The organism is Promicromonospora sp. NPDC023805 (genome assembly GCF_040639635.1).
GTDB lineage: Bacteria > Actinomycetota > Actinomycetes > Actinomycetales > Cellulomonadaceae > Promicromonospora.
In genome coordinates this window covers 618,249-633,714 of sequence record NZ_JBFAAH010000001.1, presented here as the reverse complement: position 1 = coordinate 633,714, position 15,466 = coordinate 618,249, and the positions used below count along the sequence as shown (strand labels likewise).

15 protein-coding genes are annotated in these 15,466 nt (G+C 70.3%); 7 read left to right on the top strand and 8 right to left on the bottom strand.

The window, feature by feature from the left end; translation table 11 throughout:
* Positions 1-66: 66 nt before the first annotated feature.
* Genes AB0F70_RS02835 through AB0F70_RS02820 form a run of 4 tightly spaced genes read right to left on the bottom strand, consistent with a single transcriptional unit; the run spans position 67 to position 3,283 of the window.
* Positions 67-942 (bottom strand): aminoglycoside phosphotransferase family protein, encoded by an 876-nt coding sequence (locus AB0F70_RS02835; protein ID WP_357443343.1) that lies wholly within the window; start codon positions 940-942, stop codon positions 67-69.
* Positions 943-1,000: 58 nt separating this feature from the next.
* Positions 1,001-1,447: an alternative ribosome rescue aminoacyl-tRNA hydrolase ArfB gene (gene arfB / locus AB0F70_RS02830; protein ID WP_357443341.1), complete on the bottom strand. Its 447-nt coding sequence runs from the start codon at positions 1,445-1,447 to the stop codon at positions 1,001-1,003.
* Positions 1,448-1,451: 4 nt separating this feature from the next.
* Entirely contained in the window at positions 1,452-2,120 is a 669-nt protein-coding gene (locus AB0F70_RS02825; RefSeq protein ID WP_357443339.1) for a response regulator transcription factor, read from the bottom strand.
* Positions 2,111-3,283: a histidine kinase gene (locus AB0F70_RS02820; protein ID WP_357443337.1), complete on the bottom strand. Its 1,173-nt coding sequence runs from the start codon at positions 3,281-3,283 to the stop codon at positions 2,111-2,113. Before AB0F70_RS02820 ends, AB0F70_RS02825 begins: the two co-directional genes overlap by 10 nt.
* A gap of 130 nt (positions 3,284-3,413) precedes the next feature.
* Here AB0F70_RS02820 and AB0F70_RS02815 point away from each other — a divergent pair, with 130 nt between their 5' ends.
* Positions 3,414-4,103: a hypothetical protein gene (locus AB0F70_RS02815; protein WP_357443335.1), complete on the top strand. Its 690-nt coding sequence runs from the start codon at positions 3,414-3,416 to the stop codon at positions 4,101-4,103.
* Between the two features lie 109 nt (positions 4,104-4,212).
* Here AB0F70_RS02815 and AB0F70_RS02810 read toward each other — a convergent pair whose 3' ends face one another.
* The 4 genes from AB0F70_RS02810 to AB0F70_RS02795 form a co-directional block, all read right to left on the bottom strand.
* Positions 4,213-5,073 carry a hypothetical protein gene (locus AB0F70_RS02810; RefSeq protein WP_357443333.1) on the bottom strand — a complete coding sequence of 287 codons (861 nt, stop codon included), beginning with the start codon at positions 5,071-5,073 and terminating at the stop codon, positions 4,213-4,215.
* A gap of 131 nt (positions 5,074-5,204) precedes the next feature.
* Complete coding sequence (locus AB0F70_RS02805) at positions 5,205-5,909, bottom strand: hypothetical protein (protein ID WP_357443331.1); 705 nt, start codon at positions 5,907-5,909, stop codon at positions 5,205-5,207.
* A gap of 138 nt (positions 5,910-6,047) precedes the next feature.
* The gene (locus tag AB0F70_RS02800) at positions 6,048-7,913 is read right to left on the bottom strand and encodes a LamG-like jellyroll fold domain-containing protein (RefSeq protein WP_357443330.1); all 1,866 of its coding nucleotides are present in this window, start codon (positions 7,911-7,913) and stop codon (positions 6,048-6,050) included.
* 130 nt (positions 7,914-8,043) lie between these two features.
* A complete protein-coding gene (locus AB0F70_RS02795) occupies positions 8,044-8,841 on the bottom strand; it encodes an IclR family transcriptional regulator (protein WP_357443329.1) in 798 nt (265 codons plus the stop codon).
* Between the two features lie 175 nt (positions 8,842-9,016).
* On the opposite strand from AB0F70_RS02795, the gene kduI reads away from it, so the two are divergent.
* The 6 genes from kduI (at position 9,017) to AB0F70_RS02765 (ending at position 15,415) form a co-directional block, all read left to right on the top strand.
* A complete protein-coding gene (gene kduI / locus AB0F70_RS02790; protein WP_357443327.1) occupies positions 9,017-9,835 on the top strand; it encodes a 5-dehydro-4-deoxy-D-glucuronate isomerase in 819 nt (272 codons plus the stop codon).
* Complete coding sequence (gene kduD / locus AB0F70_RS02785; protein WP_357443325.1) at positions 9,832-10,623, top strand: 2-dehydro-3-deoxy-D-gluconate 5-dehydrogenase KduD; 792 nt, start codon at positions 9,832-9,834, stop codon at positions 10,621-10,623. The genes kduI and kduD overlap by 4 nt, the downstream gene beginning before the upstream one ends.
* Positions 10,624-10,687: 64 nt before the next feature.
* On the top strand, positions 10,688-11,770 hold the full coding sequence (locus AB0F70_RS02780) for a sugar ABC transporter substrate-binding protein (RefSeq protein ID WP_357443323.1): 1,083 nt from the start codon (positions 10,688-10,690) through the stop codon (positions 11,768-11,770).
* Positions 11,771-11,772: 2 nt separating this feature from the next.
* Positions 11,773-12,810: an ABC transporter permease gene (locus AB0F70_RS02775; RefSeq protein WP_357443601.1), complete on the top strand. Its 1,038-nt coding sequence runs from the start codon at positions 11,773-11,775 to the stop codon at positions 12,808-12,810.
* Entirely contained in the window at positions 12,807-14,420 is a 1,614-nt protein-coding gene (locus AB0F70_RS02770) for a sugar ABC transporter ATP-binding protein (RefSeq protein WP_357443321.1), read from the top strand. Before AB0F70_RS02775 ends, AB0F70_RS02770 begins: the two co-directional genes overlap by 4 nt.
* Positions 14,421-14,422: 2 nt before the next feature.
* Positions 14,423-15,415, top strand: coding sequence for an ABC transporter permease (locus AB0F70_RS02765; protein ID WP_357443319.1), 993 nt, complete (start codon positions 14,423-14,425; stop codon positions 15,413-15,415).
* The last annotated feature ends 51 nt before the right edge of the window (positions 15,416-15,466 follow it).

The window sequence follows — 15,466 nt, the reverse complement described above, 5'->3', positions numbered from 1 at the left end:
CTCCAGCCTGACACGTGATCGCTACGGAGCGTCCAGCTACGGACCGTCCAGCTCGGGACCGTCCAGCTACGGACCATCCAACCCGCTGGGCAGCGTGTCGAGCGCCGGCCAGGGCGGACCCGCGCGCAGCAGGCGCAGGCACTCCTCGCCGAACCGCCGCCCCTTCGGGAACTGGTCACCGAGCTCCCAGCGCCACGTGGCGATCATCGCGATGACGAGCTGCCGGCAGTCGTCCAGCAGCCCCTGGTCGACGCCGGGGTAGTGGTCGCCGACAGCCACAGGTGCATGCGCGAGGTCGAACTCGACGGGTCCGCGGCAGCAGGTCTCGAGGTCGATGAACAACGGGCCGTACTCCGTGCTGAGCACGTTGCCCGGATGCGGCTCGCCGTGGAGCAGCTGCTCGACGGCGCCACGGCCGACTATCGCTTCCCGCAGGCTCGCCAGCCTGCCGCCGAGCAGCACGCGGTCGGCGTCGGCGAGCTCCGGCGAGCGGGCGGGGTCGGCGACGACATCTTCCGCCTCGGTGATCCGGTCGATGAACCTCGGGCTCGGCAGCGCCACCTCGTCCACCTCGCGCATGCCGGCGTGCAGCCGCTCCAGCGCCTTGGCGTAGTCCACCGGTGAGGTGGGCGGCGTCACGGGCCGGTAGTAGGTCCACAGCGTCACGGCGAAACCGTCGCGCCGGTACACCCGCGGATCCGCCCGGGGCTCCAGCAGACCCACCGGGCTGCCTACCTCGGCGAGCCGCTGCGCCAGCTCGACCTCGAACTGCGCGACCTCCTGTCCCTCGGGGGCGACCCGGGCGAAGACGTCGCACGGCGTCAGCCGCAGCGACAGCTTGTTCGAGTTGTGCAGGACGACGGCGTCGTCGGCCCGCAGGTCGAGCGATGCGGCGATCGAGGTTGCCGCTGCGATCGCACGTGCGACGACTGTCGTGTTCACCGTCGAAGCCTGGCACGGGGGAGCAAGGCCAATTTCGACAAGCGATCTACGGTGGCTGTCAGTCCTCGCGCCGGGGCTTCGACGAGCGCAGCTGCTTGGTCGTGGACCGCTGCTTCTTGGCGGTCAGCCGCCGTTCCTTCGAACCCCGCGTCGCGCGCGTGGGGCGGCGGGTCCGCGGGGGAGGGGCGAGGGCGTCGGCCACGAGAGCCGCGAGGCGCTTGGCTGCGGCGTCGCGGTTGCGTCGCTGCTCCCGGTTCTCCGAGGCGACGACGGTGAGGACGCCGTCGACCAGCCGCTCCGCGAGCCGGCCCATGACACGCTCGCGCTGCGCGTCGCTCAGGACTGCCGACCGGCTGACGTCCCAGGACAGCTCGACGCGCGAGTCGGTGGTGTTCACGCCCTGGCCGCCCGGGCCGGAGGCGCGCGAGAACCGCTCCGTGAGCTCTGCCCGGGGGATGGTCAGCGCGGAGGTGACCGCAAGGCCGGGGCGGACGGGGGAGGGCATGTGCTCATCCTCTCGCGCTCTGCGCCTGGTAGACGAGCAGCGCGACCTGGACGCGGTTCTCGCTGCCCGTCTTCGTCAGGATCCGGGACACGTGGGTCTTCACGGTCGCCTCGCTCATGTACATCTGGGCGGCGATCGTGGCGTTGGACCTGCCGGCGGCCACGGCCTCGGCGACCTCGCGCTCACGTTCGGTCAGGGCCGCGAGCGCGCGGCGGGCGGCGTCGGCCAGTGGCGCGGCCGCCGGGTCCGCGACCTGCTGCACCAGGCGCTGCGTGATCGAGGCGGAGAAGACCGACTCGCCCGCGGCGACCAGGCGTACCGCGCGCGCGATCTCCGTCGGCGGGACGTCCTTGAGGAGGTAGCCGCGGGCGCCCGCCGACAGGGCGTCGAGGACGTACGTGTCGAGGTGGAACGTGGTCAGCACCAGGACGGCCGGGGCGTCCGGGTACTTGTGCAGCTCGCGGGTGGCGCCCACGCCGTCCAGCACCGGCATCTGCAGGTCCATCAGGACGACGTCGGGCTTCAGCTCGCGAGCCAGCCCTACGGCCTGGCGTCCGTCCCCGGCCTCGCCCACGACGACGAGCCCCGGGTCGCCGCGCAGGACCATCTTCAGGCCGTTGCGGACCATGGGGTCGTCGTCGACCAGCAGCACCGAGATGGTGGTCACGTCCATGGCAGCTCACCGACCAGCTCGAACCGTCCTGCCGACGGGCCGTAGCGCAGGGTTCCGCCGGCGAGGTCCGCGCGCTCCTTCAGGCCGATCAGCCCGGCCCCCGCGCCCGGGACGCCGAGCGACCGCTCGACCACCTCGTTCTCCACGCGCACCCGGAGCGCGCCCTCCTCGAGCGCGAGCGTCACCAGGGCGGTGGCATCGGGTGCGTGCTTGCGTGCGTTCGCGAGCCCCTCCTGGACTATGCGGTAGGCATCCCTGCCGACGCCGGTCCGCGCCCGTTCCAGGAGCGCCGGGTCCATGTCGAGCTCCACCCGCTGCCCCGCCCGGACGGCCTCGCCGACCAGGTCCTGGATCCGGTCGAGGCTGGGCTGCTCGAGCGAGATCGGCTCGTCCGCCCGGAGCGCGCCGAGGGCGATCCTGAGCTCGTCGAGCGCCTGGTGGGCGGAACCGTAGATCAGCTCGCCCGCGTCCTTGACCGCGGCGCGGGACAGGTCAGGATCGACCATCAGCCCACCCGCGTGCAGAGCGATGAGGGAGATCCGGTGCGTGACGACGTCGTGCATCTCGCGCGCGATCCGCGTCCGCTCGGCCTGGCGCACCTGGGACTCGCGCAGCCGCTGCTCCTGTTCGGCGCGTTCGGCCCGCTCGCGGTAGGACAGGAGGAGAGAGGCCTGGGCCTGCCGGAGCGCGCCGGACGCCACGACGGCGGTGACGATGGCGAGGTTCACGACCACGGTCAGGTAGACCTGGTTGTTGCCGGGATAGACGAGCCAGAAGACGTAGCCGGCGAGCACGTTCGCGGCGCCGATCACGATCGCCACCCGCAGCCGGCCGTGGCGGGCGACGCCGTACAGCGCGACCATGTTGGCCACGCCCGCCGTCGCGACGAACGCCGCCGCGGCCGCCAGCGTCAGAGCGATGGCGGTCCGCGCCCGGCGCCTGAACAGCAGCGCGGAGCACGCCAGCACGCCGCAGCCGATGTCCACCCACAGCAGCGCACCGGCCGGTCGCTCGACCAGCACCCAGCGCAGCAGCGCGAGGCCACCGGCGAAGGACGCGAGCGTAGGAAGGATCGTGCGCAGGAGCGTCCCGGCGCTCCGGGGACCCGTCGTCCCCGCAGTGGCCGGCTCACTCGTCGGGCCTTGCTCGTTCTGCTCCGTCACGACGCCGAGCGTAGGTGTGCGGGCCTGCGGGGACGTCACTCTTTAGTATTTTGTCCGGTGCGACTTTAGTCAGCGGGGAGCACCAGAAGGGTGGATGCCCCGCCCTGTCCGGCTCGGCGACGCTGAAGCCATGGACATCACAGAAGCACCCCGTTCGGGGCAGAGCACGTTCCAGATCAGCCGATCCGACCGTCTCGTCACCGGGCTCAGCGGCCTGGTCTCCGGGGCCCTGTCAGTCGTCATGGTGGGCCTGTACTTCGTCCACATGGGCCCGCCCCCTGCGGAGAACGTCATCACCCGCAACCTCATCACGGTCGCTACCTTCGTCGGCTTCCTTCTCTTCGCAGTGGGCCTGGCGCGGCTGCTCAAGCAGAGCCGGCAGGGGGATGCGGGACTCTCCGGGTCGATCGCCGTCGCCTCGCTGCTGACCTACGTGGCGGTCACCCTGGTATCGGCCTCCCTGGAGGTCGGCACGTCCCTCTGGGTTCCTGACGGCTCCATGGACCCGACGGTCGACGGCCCGCTCGCCGCCGGCATGGTGCTCCTGCACGGCCCCATCGCCCGCGTCCTGGTGGCGACGTTCCTCATCTCCCTGACGATCAGCGCGGCACGGACCGGGCTCCTGCCCCGCTGGGTGCTCGTCGGCAGCGTCGTGCTCGCTCTCGTCAACCTGGCCCTGCTGCCGTCGATCTTCTTCGGGATGAACGCCGCGGAGTTCTACGCGGCGAACGGCTGGGGCGCCGTCGCCAGCATCGGCGCGATCAACGTCATCTGGCTCGCGATCCTCGGCGGTGCCCTGCTGGTTCCGCGCCGGGGCTGAGGGCGGCCCTGACTCCCGTTCAACACGCCACAGGGGACCGTGACCCGCCGGGTTACGGTCCCCTGTGGCGTGCTGAACAACCTGTTGAACTGGTTGCCCGATCAGTCGATCAGGTGGTCGCCGGCCACGTGCGCTTGGCCTCCATGACCCAGAAGGCGCAGAAACATGCGATCTCCCACGCCTCGAGGACAAGCGCTGTGTAGTCGGATTGCAGACGCCAGAGCACGAGGGCGATCAGGAGCCCGGCCAGCATCAGGAAGAAGATCGTCCGATAGGCCTTGACGCCAGACCCCTTTCCGCCGAAAGTCCCCGGCCAGGCGTGGCTGGCCACGGCGCCCGCCAGGCTCAGGAACAGCAGAACCGCCGCGGCAAGATGGATGCCCTGGAAACTGTCGTCCGCAAATCCGCGGACGATAACGAGAGCGAGAAATGCCAGACCCAGCACGTTCGTGACGACGAATACCCATCTGGTCGCCTGTCGCTCCAGCAGATCAGGGATTGACCACTGGCCGAACCGCCGTTCAAGAACTACAAAAACTATGGTGACCGCGATGACGGCACCGATGGTGATACGAAGTGCGTTCACCGCCTCCTGGCGCTCCTCGGCACCGAGGGAGGCAAGATTCTCCGCGAGGCCGGTCGGCACGAAGGCAACGAAGATCGCGTAGAAGCCTGCGACGTTGAGGGTGTAGTCCTCGAACGCCGGGGAGCCTCGATAGACGATGAGGCACACGGCCGTGCCCACCATCGCGCCAACGAATACATCTCGGATCGGCCCCAGGTAGTACGCGCTGATGGACCCCTCGACCTGTCCGGTGAAGGCGAGGATCAAGATCGCGAGAAACATCAGCGCCGGTAGCGTCACGAGCATGAGCCGCAGATGGCGGTATGTCTCGCGGGCCAATATGCCGGCTCCGGAACCCGGTGCGGGCGGGGTTACCTCTGCCACAGCTTCATCACTGTTGCTCATCTATTGATGCTCAGCCTGCACTCAGCATTTGTCCAGGTGGTTTGGATTAATCACCCCCGGACCCCGTGGTGATCTTTGAGATGAAGCCGCCCCGGCCGGGCCGGGGCGGCTTCATCTCAGAGCTGTATGACCTATCGGTTCAGCGAGTAGGAGTTCACTCGGAAGTCGCGGCCGCCCGAGGACGAGGTGATCTCCCAGCCGAACTGGATCTGGTCGATCCGCACCCGCGGCATGTGGTTCTGGCCGACCAGCCACTGGCAGTGGGCGGTGATGTCGACCGACATGTTGGTGCTCTGGGACTCCGCGAGGAAGCTGTAGACGTGGTTCCCGCCGTTGTGTCCCTTGTAGTACCTCCAGCGGCGCCCGCCGAGAGTGACGGTGGAGACGTAGCTGCCGATCGGGCCGACGTTGGACGTCCACTGCGTCCAGATCATGATCTCGTGGTCGTGCCCGTTGCCCCACACGTCGTAGGCGGTGTTGTACGCCAGCCCGGAACCCGAGGGCACCGTGACGTTGGCGGTGCTGTTGACGTTGCCCATGTTCCAGACGTCCCGGCCGAGGTTGTAGGACACGTTTGGGTAGGACTTGATGCCGCCGGTGTTCGGGTGGTTGGCCCACACTCCCCAGTTGTTGTAGGAGTTGGCCCAGATCGTCTGTGGCCCGTAGCCCCCGCCCCAGACGTTGTTGTAGAGCGTGTACCCGCCGTTGTTCCAGCTGCCCCACCGGTCGGAGGACGTCCAGGTGGCGGCCTGGGCTGGGGCCGGGGGAGCGAACGTGGCGCCGGCGACGGCGAGCGGAGCCGCGAGGGCGGCCAAGAGGAGTGATCGACGCTTCATCGGTTCTACCCTTCTGTCGCTGACAGCACTGTCAGCGTTTGGTAAAAGGATGGATATGCATTGATATGGCGCGCCGAGCGTAACCGCTTCGACGCGCCATAGGCAATGAGTTCGGAACGGGTGATTCTTGATACCGGCTCAGCGGTTCCTGGCCGTGAGGAACTGGTCCGGCCGCAGGGCGCGCGAGACGATCCTCGTGTCCCCGATCCAGCCGTAGAAGCCCTGCTCGTACTTCTCGTCGAACTGGGTGCCGCCGATGGCGAACGGCTTCCCGAGTGTGGAGATGCCGCGTGACTCCTCGGCGGCGTTGCGCACGATCTTCGACCCGTCGACGTACATCACCGTGTGCCGGCCGTCGTTGACGAGCGCGACGTGCATCCAGCGGCCGACCGGGATGGCGTGGCTCCAGGAGGTGGGGTCGGCGTCGCCCGGAACGGGGTAGACGACGAACTGCAGGAACCGCTCGCCAGAGAGGTTCAGGCTGCACGTCGGCTCGTCGTCGGACCAGCCGCTGTGCTTGCCGGCGTCGCCCGCGCGGCCCTCCCAGCTCAGGATGCCCATCCAGGAGTGGTCGCCCTCGAAGGGCTCGGGCAGCTTGAGGAACGTCTCGATCGTGTAGCCGGACTCGAACTTCGCGCTGTTCACCGGAGCATCGGGGCCGGTCCGCAGCACCGCGCCGCGGTCGGGCCCCTTGCCGCCGTCGAAGCGCAGGCTCGCGTGGGCCGGCTGGGCGTCGTGGTGCTCTGCCGACCAGGTCAGCGTCTCCGGGCCGCTGGCGTGCAGCAGCGAGGAGGTGAGGTCGTTGCCGTTCCCGGTGAGGTCGCGTGCGACGGTGCCCGGTGCGACCGGGGCGCCGTCGGCCACCGCGGTGGCGAGCCCGGCCTCGTCGAACCGCCAGTACGCGACGGTGCCCCGCGGCATGACGGCCGACGGCGGGAGCGGCACGGGCAGCACCGGCGGCGCGAAGGCGGCGAACCGCTCGTCGAAGTCGATCTCGACGGTGAACCGGTCGACGTCGCCGCTGAGCTCCACGTGCTCCGACTCCAGGGGCGTGGGGTCCTGCTTCGCCCGCAGCCAGGGTGAGAACGTCTCGACGTCGATCACGCCGCGGTCCAGGTCGAACGAGTAGTACCGCACCATGCCCGCGCCGCCGTAGTAGCGGTCCTGGTAGTTGGTGATGTGCAGGTGGACCGGGTTGCCGGCGTCGTTCGTCATGGTCGTGCGGCCGGACGGCCAGTAGTGCCCGCCCAGCGCGAGGAAGATCTGGTCGTTGCCCCGGATCAGGCGCTCCCAGAGGCGCTGTCCGTTGTCGGAGAGCTGGGCGGCGCCGTCGTCCTCGGCCCAGACGAGGTCGTGGGTGGTCAGGATCGTGGGCAGCTCGGCGTGCTCGCCCAGCACACCCTGCGCCCAGGCAAGCCCGGCGTCGGACGCGCGCCAGTCCAGCGCCAGGACCAGCCAGTCCCGGCCGCCGCCGCGGACCACGTGGTAGCTGTTGTATCCGTCGGGGGAGGAGCCGCCGTAGGTCTTCATCCGGGAGAACCGCCGCGGCCCGAAGGTGCGCAGGTACGGCGTGTCACCCCGCTGGTCGTCGCCGCTGACGTCGTGGTTGCCGGCCAGCACGCTGTAGGACAGGCGGCCGGCGGCGTCGAACGCGCGGCTCGCCGCCCGCATCTCGGACACCGTGCCGTGCTCGGTGACGTCGCCGAGGTGGGCCATGAAGACGATGTTGTCCCGCGCCTGCTCGCGCACGAGGTGGCGCAGCGTCGCGGCGACCGGTTCGGCGTCGGAGCCGCCGTCGTCCAGGAGGTACTGGGTGTCGGGCAGGACGGCGATCGTGAACCGCGGGTCGGCCGTGTCGGGGCGGCCGCCGTTCTGCGCGGCGGGTGCGGCGGGTGCCGGCGCGGCGGCTGCCGCCGTCGGTGCTGCGGACGCCGCGGCTGCTGACAGGATCGGGACGGCTGCTGCTGCCTGGAGCAGGGACCGGCGGGAGAGCTTGTTTTCCACGGTCGCATCGTGGCGGCGGCTGCTGTCGTCGGGGTGACGCGGAGCCGAACAGGCGTTGACCATCAGGCTCGGGTGCCGCCGGTGCCGAACCGCAAGGTGGTCGCGACCTGCGGTTCGGCACCGCCCGGGGTCAGCGCACCAGGCTGTTGTTGTGCACCGCCGCCAGGCGCGACTTCACGCTGAGCAGGGTCTCGATGATGAGGTCCTCGCGCCCGTTGCCGAGCCGGCTGATCGGCACCGCGACGCTCATGGCGTCGACGGCGAGATGGCCGAAGGGGAGCGCGACACCGAAGCAGCGCACACCCAGGCACGACTCCTCGCTCTCGGTGGCGTAGCCCTGGTAGGCCGCGCGGTCGATGATCTCGAGCACGGCGTCCTTGTCGGTTGTGGTCTTCGGCGTGATCGCGGCGATCGACTCCGGCACGAGATCGCCCCGCGACTCGGCAGGCATCTCGGCGAGCAGGGCGCGCCCCAGCGAGGTGGCGTACGCCGGGAGGCGGCGTCCGACGGCGGAGTGCATGCGCAGCGGGTGCACCGACTCGCGCTTGGCGGTGTAGATGACGTCGGAGCCGTCGAGGCGGCCGAGGTGCACGGTCTCCTCGGTCGCGGCGGCGACCTCGTCGAGCACTGACGTGGCGCGGGCCAGCACCGGGTCGCCGTCGAGGTAGGCCGAGCTCACCACGAGCGAGTGGATGCCGAGCTGGTAGACGCTCCCGGTGGGGTCGGTCTGCAGCCAGCCGCGGTCGACCATCGTCCGCAGCAGCGCGTGGAGGCTGCTCTTGGGGATGTTGAGGCGGGTCGAGAGCTGCAGCTGGGTTCCGGGGCCGCTGGCCGCGATGTCGTCCAGCAGGTCCAGGGCACGGGCCGCGGACTTGACCGGTCCGGCGTCGCCGGCGAGCTCCTTGCGGAGTTCCTTCTGAAGCTGCATGAACGCTCTCCTCTGTCCTCTGCCCACCACCGTGGCGGTCAGCGGGGTGAAACAACACTACCGCTAGTTCGCATACATGGACAGGCTTCCGCCCCTTGACCCGTGAGCCGGGTCACGTCTATCGTCGGCCAAGTTCACATAGACGAACGCAGTTCACAGATCGAAGGGCGACTTAGTGATCCAGGTTCGATATTCGACATCTCCGTCCACTGCGGAGACTGCTACTACTGCGGACCTGCGCGAGAACTTCCTCGTCGGAGACCTCTTCGTGAGCGGCGAGGTCCGGGGCACGTACACCCACGACGACCGGATGGTGATCGGCGGGGCCGTTCCCGGGGCCGGCCAGGTCGGCCTGCCCGCCTGGTCCGACGTGCTCGGCACCGAGACCCACCTCGAGCGTCGCGAGCTCGGCGTCATCAACGTGGGCGCCGCCGGACACGTGGTCGTCGACGACGAGAAGTTCGAGCTCGACCACCTCGACGGGCTCTTCGTCGGACGGGGGAGCGAGGTGTCGTTCGTCGGCGCCGACGCGGCCTTCTACTTCGTGTCCGCTCCCGCCCACGCGACGTACCCGACCACCGCGCTCAGCCACAGCGAGGTGGAGCCGGTAGCACTCGGCTCGGCCGAGGCCGCCAACGAGCGCAACCTCTTCCGTTACGCGTGGGGTCAGGAGCTGGAGACCTCGGTCCTCCAGTTCGGCGTGACGGTCGTCGCCAGCGGCTCCGTCTGGAACACCTTCCCGCCGCACCTGCACGCCCGCCGCACCGAGATCTACTGCTACGTGGACCTCGACGAGCAGGACCGCGTCTTCCACTTCATGGGCGAGCCCGGCGCGACCCGCCACCTCGTGCTCCGCAACCGTGAGGCAGTCATCTCCCCGCCGTGGTCGATCCACTCCGGTGCCGGTACCGGGTCGTACGCCTTCATCTGGGCGATGGCAGGCGAGAACAACGCCTACACCGACCTGAGACCCGTGGCGGTGGAGGACCTGTGACCACCGACGCGGCTGCCGGGACGGCCACCCCGGCACGCTCGCCCTTCGACCTGCACGGCAGGTGCGCCGCGGTGACTGGCGCGGGGCGTGGCCTCGGTCAGGCCATCGCGCTGGGCCTCGCACGAGCGGGGGCGGACGTCGTGCTGCTCGGCCGCAAGGGCAACCAGGACGCCACTCGCGACCTGGTCACGGCGCTCGGCGTGCAGGCAGACGTCGTCGACCTCGACGTGAGCGACCTCGACGCGGTCGAGCGGGTCAGCGCCGAGCTGAACGACTCGCGCCAGGTCGACATAGTGATCAACAACGCCGGGATCATCGACCGCGCGGACTCCGTCGCCGTCGGCCGCGACTCCTGGCAGCGCGTGCTCGACGTGAACCTCAACGGGCTGTTCTTCCTCACCCAGCAGCTCGGCCGGCCGATGGTCGAACGGGGCCACGGCAAGATCGTCAGCATCGCGAGCCTGCTGTCCTTCCAGGGCGGCCTGCGCGTGGTGTCGTACGCCGCCAGCAAGCACGGCGTGGCCGGGGTGACCAAGGCGCTGGCCAACGAGTGGGGGCCGCACGGCGTCCAGGTCAACGCCATCGCGCCGGGCTACATCGCCACCGACAACACCACGGCGCTCCGCGAGGACGCGGACCGCTCACGCTCCATCCTCGAACGCATCCCGGCCGGCCGCTGGGGCACCGCCGAGGACATCGCCGGGGCCGCGGTATTCCTCAGCTCCTCGGCAGCCGACTACGTCAACGGCCACGTCCTGGCCGTCGACGGCGGCTGGATGGCCCGCTGATCCACCCCCCTCCCATCAGTCCCACCGCCGGATACCGGCATCGAACGAGACAAGAGGATCGACAATGAAGTTCACCTCTCGACACACAGCCGCCGTCATCGGCGTCACCCTGGCGGCCGCCACTCTCACGGGCTGCACCGAAGAGGCCGGCGGTGGCGCTGCCGCCGCCGCTGGCGGCGCGTGCGAACCCGCTGACGTGACCCTGGTCGGCCAGGTCCGCAACGAGTCCAACCCCTACGAGGCCGCCTGGCTGGACGGCGGCGACGCCTTCGCCGAGCAGGTCGGCCTCACCCAGGAGCGCCTCACCTACGACGGCGACTCGACGCGCCAGCAGGAGCAGATCAGCCAGCTGCTCGCGGGCGACACCGAGTGCCTCGTCATGAACATCCTGCCCAACGGCGACTCCGACACCCCGCCCATCGTGGAGGGGGCCGATGAGGCGGGCGCCTACCTCGTCACCCAGTGGAACAAGCCGGCCGACCTGAACGTCACCGACTACGACCAGTGGCTGTCCCACATCACCTACGACGGCGTGGAGTCGGGCAAGCAGATCGGCGACGCGCTGGCCGAGGCCATCGGCGGCTCGGGCGGCATCATCGCGCTGCAGGGCATCCTGGACACCGGCGCAGCGAAGGACCGGTTCGCCGGGCTCGAGGAGTCGCTCGCGGCCAACACGGACGTCGAGCTGCTCGACGACCAGACCGCCAACTTCTCCCGCGCGGAGGCGCTGGAGGTCACCAAGACGCTGCTCACCAAGCACGGCGACGACGTCAAGGGCATCTGGGCCGCGAACGACGACATGGCGCTCGGCGCGCTCGAGGCGCTGCAGCAGGCAGGTCGGGACGACGTGGCAGTGGTCGGCATCGACGCCGTGCCGGACGCGCTCACCGCGATCCAGGACGGCACCATGACGGCTACCGTCTCCAGTGACGGCCCCTGGCAGGGCGGTATCGGCCTCGCCATCGGCTACTGCGTGGCGACCGGTGAGCTCGCCGCCGAGGACATCGCCGACGATGACCGCGCCTGGTTCGCCGAGCAGTTCCTCATCGAGCAGGACAACGTCGCCGACTTCGTCTCCCCTGAGGTCAGCGAGGACGACTTCGCCTGCGACAACCTCTTCAGCCGTTCGCAGGGCGCGATCTCGTGACCATGGCACCCCCCACCGAGACCGGCCCAGGGGCCGGCACAGAAGCCGGCACCGACGTCGTGCCTGTGCAGCGCCCCCGGCCTCGGCGGGGGGTGTCGCTCCGGGATGCCGGTCCGCCGATCGCCCTGGTCGTCATCTTCGGCGTCTTCGCAGTCCTCAGTCCCGACTTCCGGACCGTCTCGAACGTGCAGAACGTCCTGGACGCCGCGGCGGTCCTGGCGGTCGTGACCTGCGGCATCAGCTTCGTGCTGATGATGGGGTCGATCGACCTGTCAGCTCCAGGGATCATGGGGGCGGCTGCGATCACTGTCGCCCTCCTGGCCGCCAACAACCGCAACGACAACGACCTGGGGCTCCTCGCGGTCGCGGTCGCCGTCCTTCTCGCGGCGGCGCTGGGTTGCCTCAGCGGGCTCGCGCTGGTCGTGCTGAAGGTGCCGTCGTTCATGACCACCCTCGGCATCTCGGCGGTGGGTCTCGGCCTGGCGACGCTCATGTTCGCGGGGGTGCAGCCCAACGTCTCCGACCCGATGCTGGAGGGCTGGGCGGTCGAGCGGTTCCTCGGCCTGGCCCGCCTGACCTGGATAGCCCTCGCCTGCGTGCTCGTGGGCTGGCTCGTGCAGCGCTACACGCGCCTGGGCCGGTACGCGTTCGCGATCGGCGGCGCCGAGGAGGTGCTCGCGCTCTCCGGGGTGCGGGTCGCGCCCTACAAGGTGGCGGTCTTCACGATGGCCGGCGCGTTCTACGGGCTGGCCGGCGTGCTGGTCACGAGCCAGCTCGGCGTGGGGCTGGTCCAGGCGGGCAGGGGTTACGACTTCTCCGCCATCACCGCCGCCGTCGTCGGTGGCACGCTGCTCACGGGCGGCCGCGGCGGCATCCTGCACTCCACCGTCGGGGTGCTGCTGGTGACCGTCCTGACGAACGGCCTCGTGCAGGTCGGGGTGAGCCCCTACTGGCAGGGCGGGGTACAGGGCCTCATCGTCGTCGCGGCCGTAGCCGCCGCCGTCATCCCACAGCGTCGTAGGAACCAGGTGACCAAATGAGCACCAACCTCCAGACCCAGCCCGAGTCGAGGACGCCGGCACCCGTGCCCGCACTCGAGGTGCGTGGCCTGGTCAAGCACTACCCGGGCGTCAAGGCGCTCGACGGCGTCGACCTGGTCGTGCGTCAGCACGAGGTGCTCGGCCTGGCCGGCGAGAACGGCGCGGGCAAGTCCACGCTGCTCAAGGCCCTGGTCGGCCTGGTGCGGCCGGACGGCGGCGAGATCTGGGTGCGCGGCGAGAAGGTGCGGCTGCGGAGCATCGTCGACGCCGCCGACCATGGCATCGGCATGGTGTTCCAGGAGCAGTCGCTCGTACCCAACCTGACCGCCGCCGAGAACATAGTGCTCGGCAGCGAGGGCCCGGGCGTGCGCCGCGGCGTCTACCGCTGGAACACGATGCGCAGGCTCGCGCAGGAGCAGCTCGACAAGATCGGGTCGCACATCGACCCCCTCGCGCGCACCGACACCCTGAGCTTCGCCGACCGGCAGATGGTCGAGATCGCCAAGGTGCTCCGCATCGAGGAGCGCACGTCCCACCCGCCGGTGATCATCCTCGACGAGCCCACCTCGGTGCTCGAGTCCAAGGAGATCGAGACCCTGTTCACCCAGGTGCGCAGGCTGCGCGAGTTCGCGTCGGTCGTCTTCGTCTCGCACCGGCTCGACGAGGTGCTCGACGTCTGCGACCGGGTAGCCGTGCTGCGCGGTGGCAAGTCGGTGGGGGAGCTGCCCGCGGCGGACGCCGCCCCGGCCGAGCTGCACCGGATGATGATCGGCTCCACCGGGTCCGACGACCACTACCACGGTGGCGCCGCCGCCGAGGGGGGCGCCGAGGGGGCCGACGAGCGGTCCGACGAGCGGTCCGAGGAGCAGTCCGGCGAACCCCGCCGGCCCCGCCTCGAAGTGCGTGGCCTCTCGGGCAAGACCTTCCGCGACGTCAACCTCGACGTGCAGGCGGGCGAGATCGTCGGCATCGTCGGCGTCCACGGCTCCGGCCGCGAGGACGTGTGCCGGGCGCTGTTCGGCGCCGAGCCCACCACCGCGGGCGAGGTGGTGCTCGACGGCGAGAAGCTCGACCTGTCCGGCACCCGCGCGGCCTGCGCCGCCGGCGTCGGCTACGTGCCCGCCGAGCGCAAGACCGAGGGCATGGTCGGCCCGATGTCGGTGGCCGACAACATGACGCTCACCAAGCAGCACGCCCGCTGCACCGGCCCCGTGGTCCGGCCGCGCAAGCAGGCCACGCTGGTGGACAGGTGGATCGAGCGGCTCTCGATCCGCACCCCGCACCGGGGCACCGCGATCCAGCGACTGTCGGGCGGCAACCAGCAGAAGGTGGTGCTGGCCCGCTGGCTGGTGGCGGGCGACGTCCGGCTGCTGCTGCTCGACCACCCGACCCGCGGCCTCGACATCGGGGCCCGCTCGGAGGTGTACCGCCTGATGCGGGAGCTCGCGGCCGGCGGCGTGGCCACCGTGCTGCTGGCCGACAGCCTGGAGGAGGCGATAGGCATGTCCGACCGGATCATCGTGATGAGCGACGGCCGCGCCACCGCCGAGGTCGCCGCCCCCGCGGGCGGCAAGCCGACCCCGCTCGATCTCGTCAAGGAGATGGTCTGACCATGTCCGCACCCGTCCTCACGACGCCGGCCCCCGACGCCGCCGTCTCGGCGCGCCCCACGGTGGGCCAGCGCCTCACGTCGTTCATGCCGGTCATCGCGCTCGTCGTGCTGCTGACAGCGCTGACGATCGCCGACCCCAGCTTCCTGACCCTGAACAGCCTCACGGCAGCGGTCCGGACGTCGGCGCCGCTCGTCATCCTCGCGGCGGGCGCCACCCTGGTGGTCCTGTGCGGCGGCATCGACCTGTCGATCGCCGCGCTCTGCTCGCTCGCGACGGTGTTCTTCGCGCTGTGGCTGCCCGACCTCGGCGGGCTCACCACCGTCGCGATCATCGCGGCCACCGCCGCGATCGGGGCGCTGCAGGGCGTCGCCCACGTGCTGCTCCGCATCCCGTCCTTCATCGTCACCCTGGGCGGCATGAGCATCTTCGCCGCGATCGCCCTGGTGATCTCCGACGCCGGGCCGATCCGGGTGGTCGACCGGGACGCCACCAACTGGCTCACGCTCTACGTGGGCGGCGTGGTGCCGATGGCGTTCGTGGTCGCCCTGGTGGTCGTCGCGGTCATCTCCCTCGTGCTCCGGCTCACCCCGCTCGAGACCTGGGTCCGTGCCACCGGGTACTCCGAGTCGGCGGCCCGGCTGGCCGGCACCCCTGTCGACCTGGTCAAGGTCGCTGCCTTCACCGTCTCTGGTGCGTGCGCGGGCCTGGCCGCCGTCATGCTGGTGTCCCGGAACTTCAGCGGCAGCCCGTCGATGGCCGACAACCTGCTGCTGCCCGCGGTCGCGGCCATCGTGGTGGGCGGCACCGCCATCACCGGCGGTCACGGCTCGCTGTGGCGGAGCCTCGCCGGAGCGCTCGTGGTGACGCTGCTCCGCGTCGGGCTGCCGATCGTCGGCGTCCCGTCGGCGTGGGAACAGATCCTCTACGGCGCGATCATCGTCGCCGCCGTCGCGCTCACCCTCGACCGATCGAAGGTCCTGATCATCAAGTAGCCGCGACCCCCTGCCTCGGTCCCACGAACGACCCCGAACCCCGAACCGCCA

Excerpts from the sequence above, each read along its gene's own strand:
- arfB (WP_357443341.1), bottom strand. The coding sequence starts at position 1,447 with ATGCCCTCCCCCGTCCGCCCCGGCCTTGCGGTCACCTCCGCGCTGACC.
- AB0F70_RS02815 (WP_357443335.1), top strand. The coding sequence starts at position 3,414 with ATGGACATCACAGAAGCACCCCGTTCGGGGCAGAGCACGTTCCAGATC.
- AB0F70_RS02765 (WP_357443319.1), top strand. The coding sequence starts at position 14,423 with ATGTCCGCACCCGTCCTCACGACGCCGGCCCCCGACGCCGCCGTCTCG.
- AB0F70_RS02775 (WP_357443601.1), top strand. The coding sequence starts at position 11,773 with ATGGCACCCCCCACCGAGACCGGCCCAGGGGCCGGCACAGAAGCCGGC.
- AB0F70_RS02810 (WP_357443333.1), bottom strand. The coding sequence starts at position 5,073 with ATGAGCAACAGTGATGAAGCTGTGGCAGAGGTAACCCCGCCCGCACCG.
- AB0F70_RS02770 (WP_357443321.1), top strand. The coding sequence starts at position 12,807 with ATGAGCACCAACCTCCAGACCCAGCCCGAGTCGAGGACGCCGGCACCC.
- AB0F70_RS02825 (WP_357443339.1), bottom strand. The coding sequence starts at position 2,120 with ATGGACGTGACCACCATCTCGGTGCTGCTGGTCGACGACGACCCCATG.
- AB0F70_RS02805 (WP_357443331.1), bottom strand. The coding sequence starts at position 5,909 with ATGAAGCGTCGATCACTCCTCTTGGCCGCCCTCGCGGCTCCGCTCGCC.
- AB0F70_RS02795 (WP_357443329.1), bottom strand. The coding sequence starts at position 8,841 with ATGCAGCTTCAGAAGGAACTCCGCAAGGAGCTCGCCGGCGACGCCGGA.
- AB0F70_RS02780 (WP_357443323.1), top strand. The coding sequence starts at position 10,688 with ATGAAGTTCACCTCTCGACACACAGCCGCCGTCATCGGCGTCACCCTG.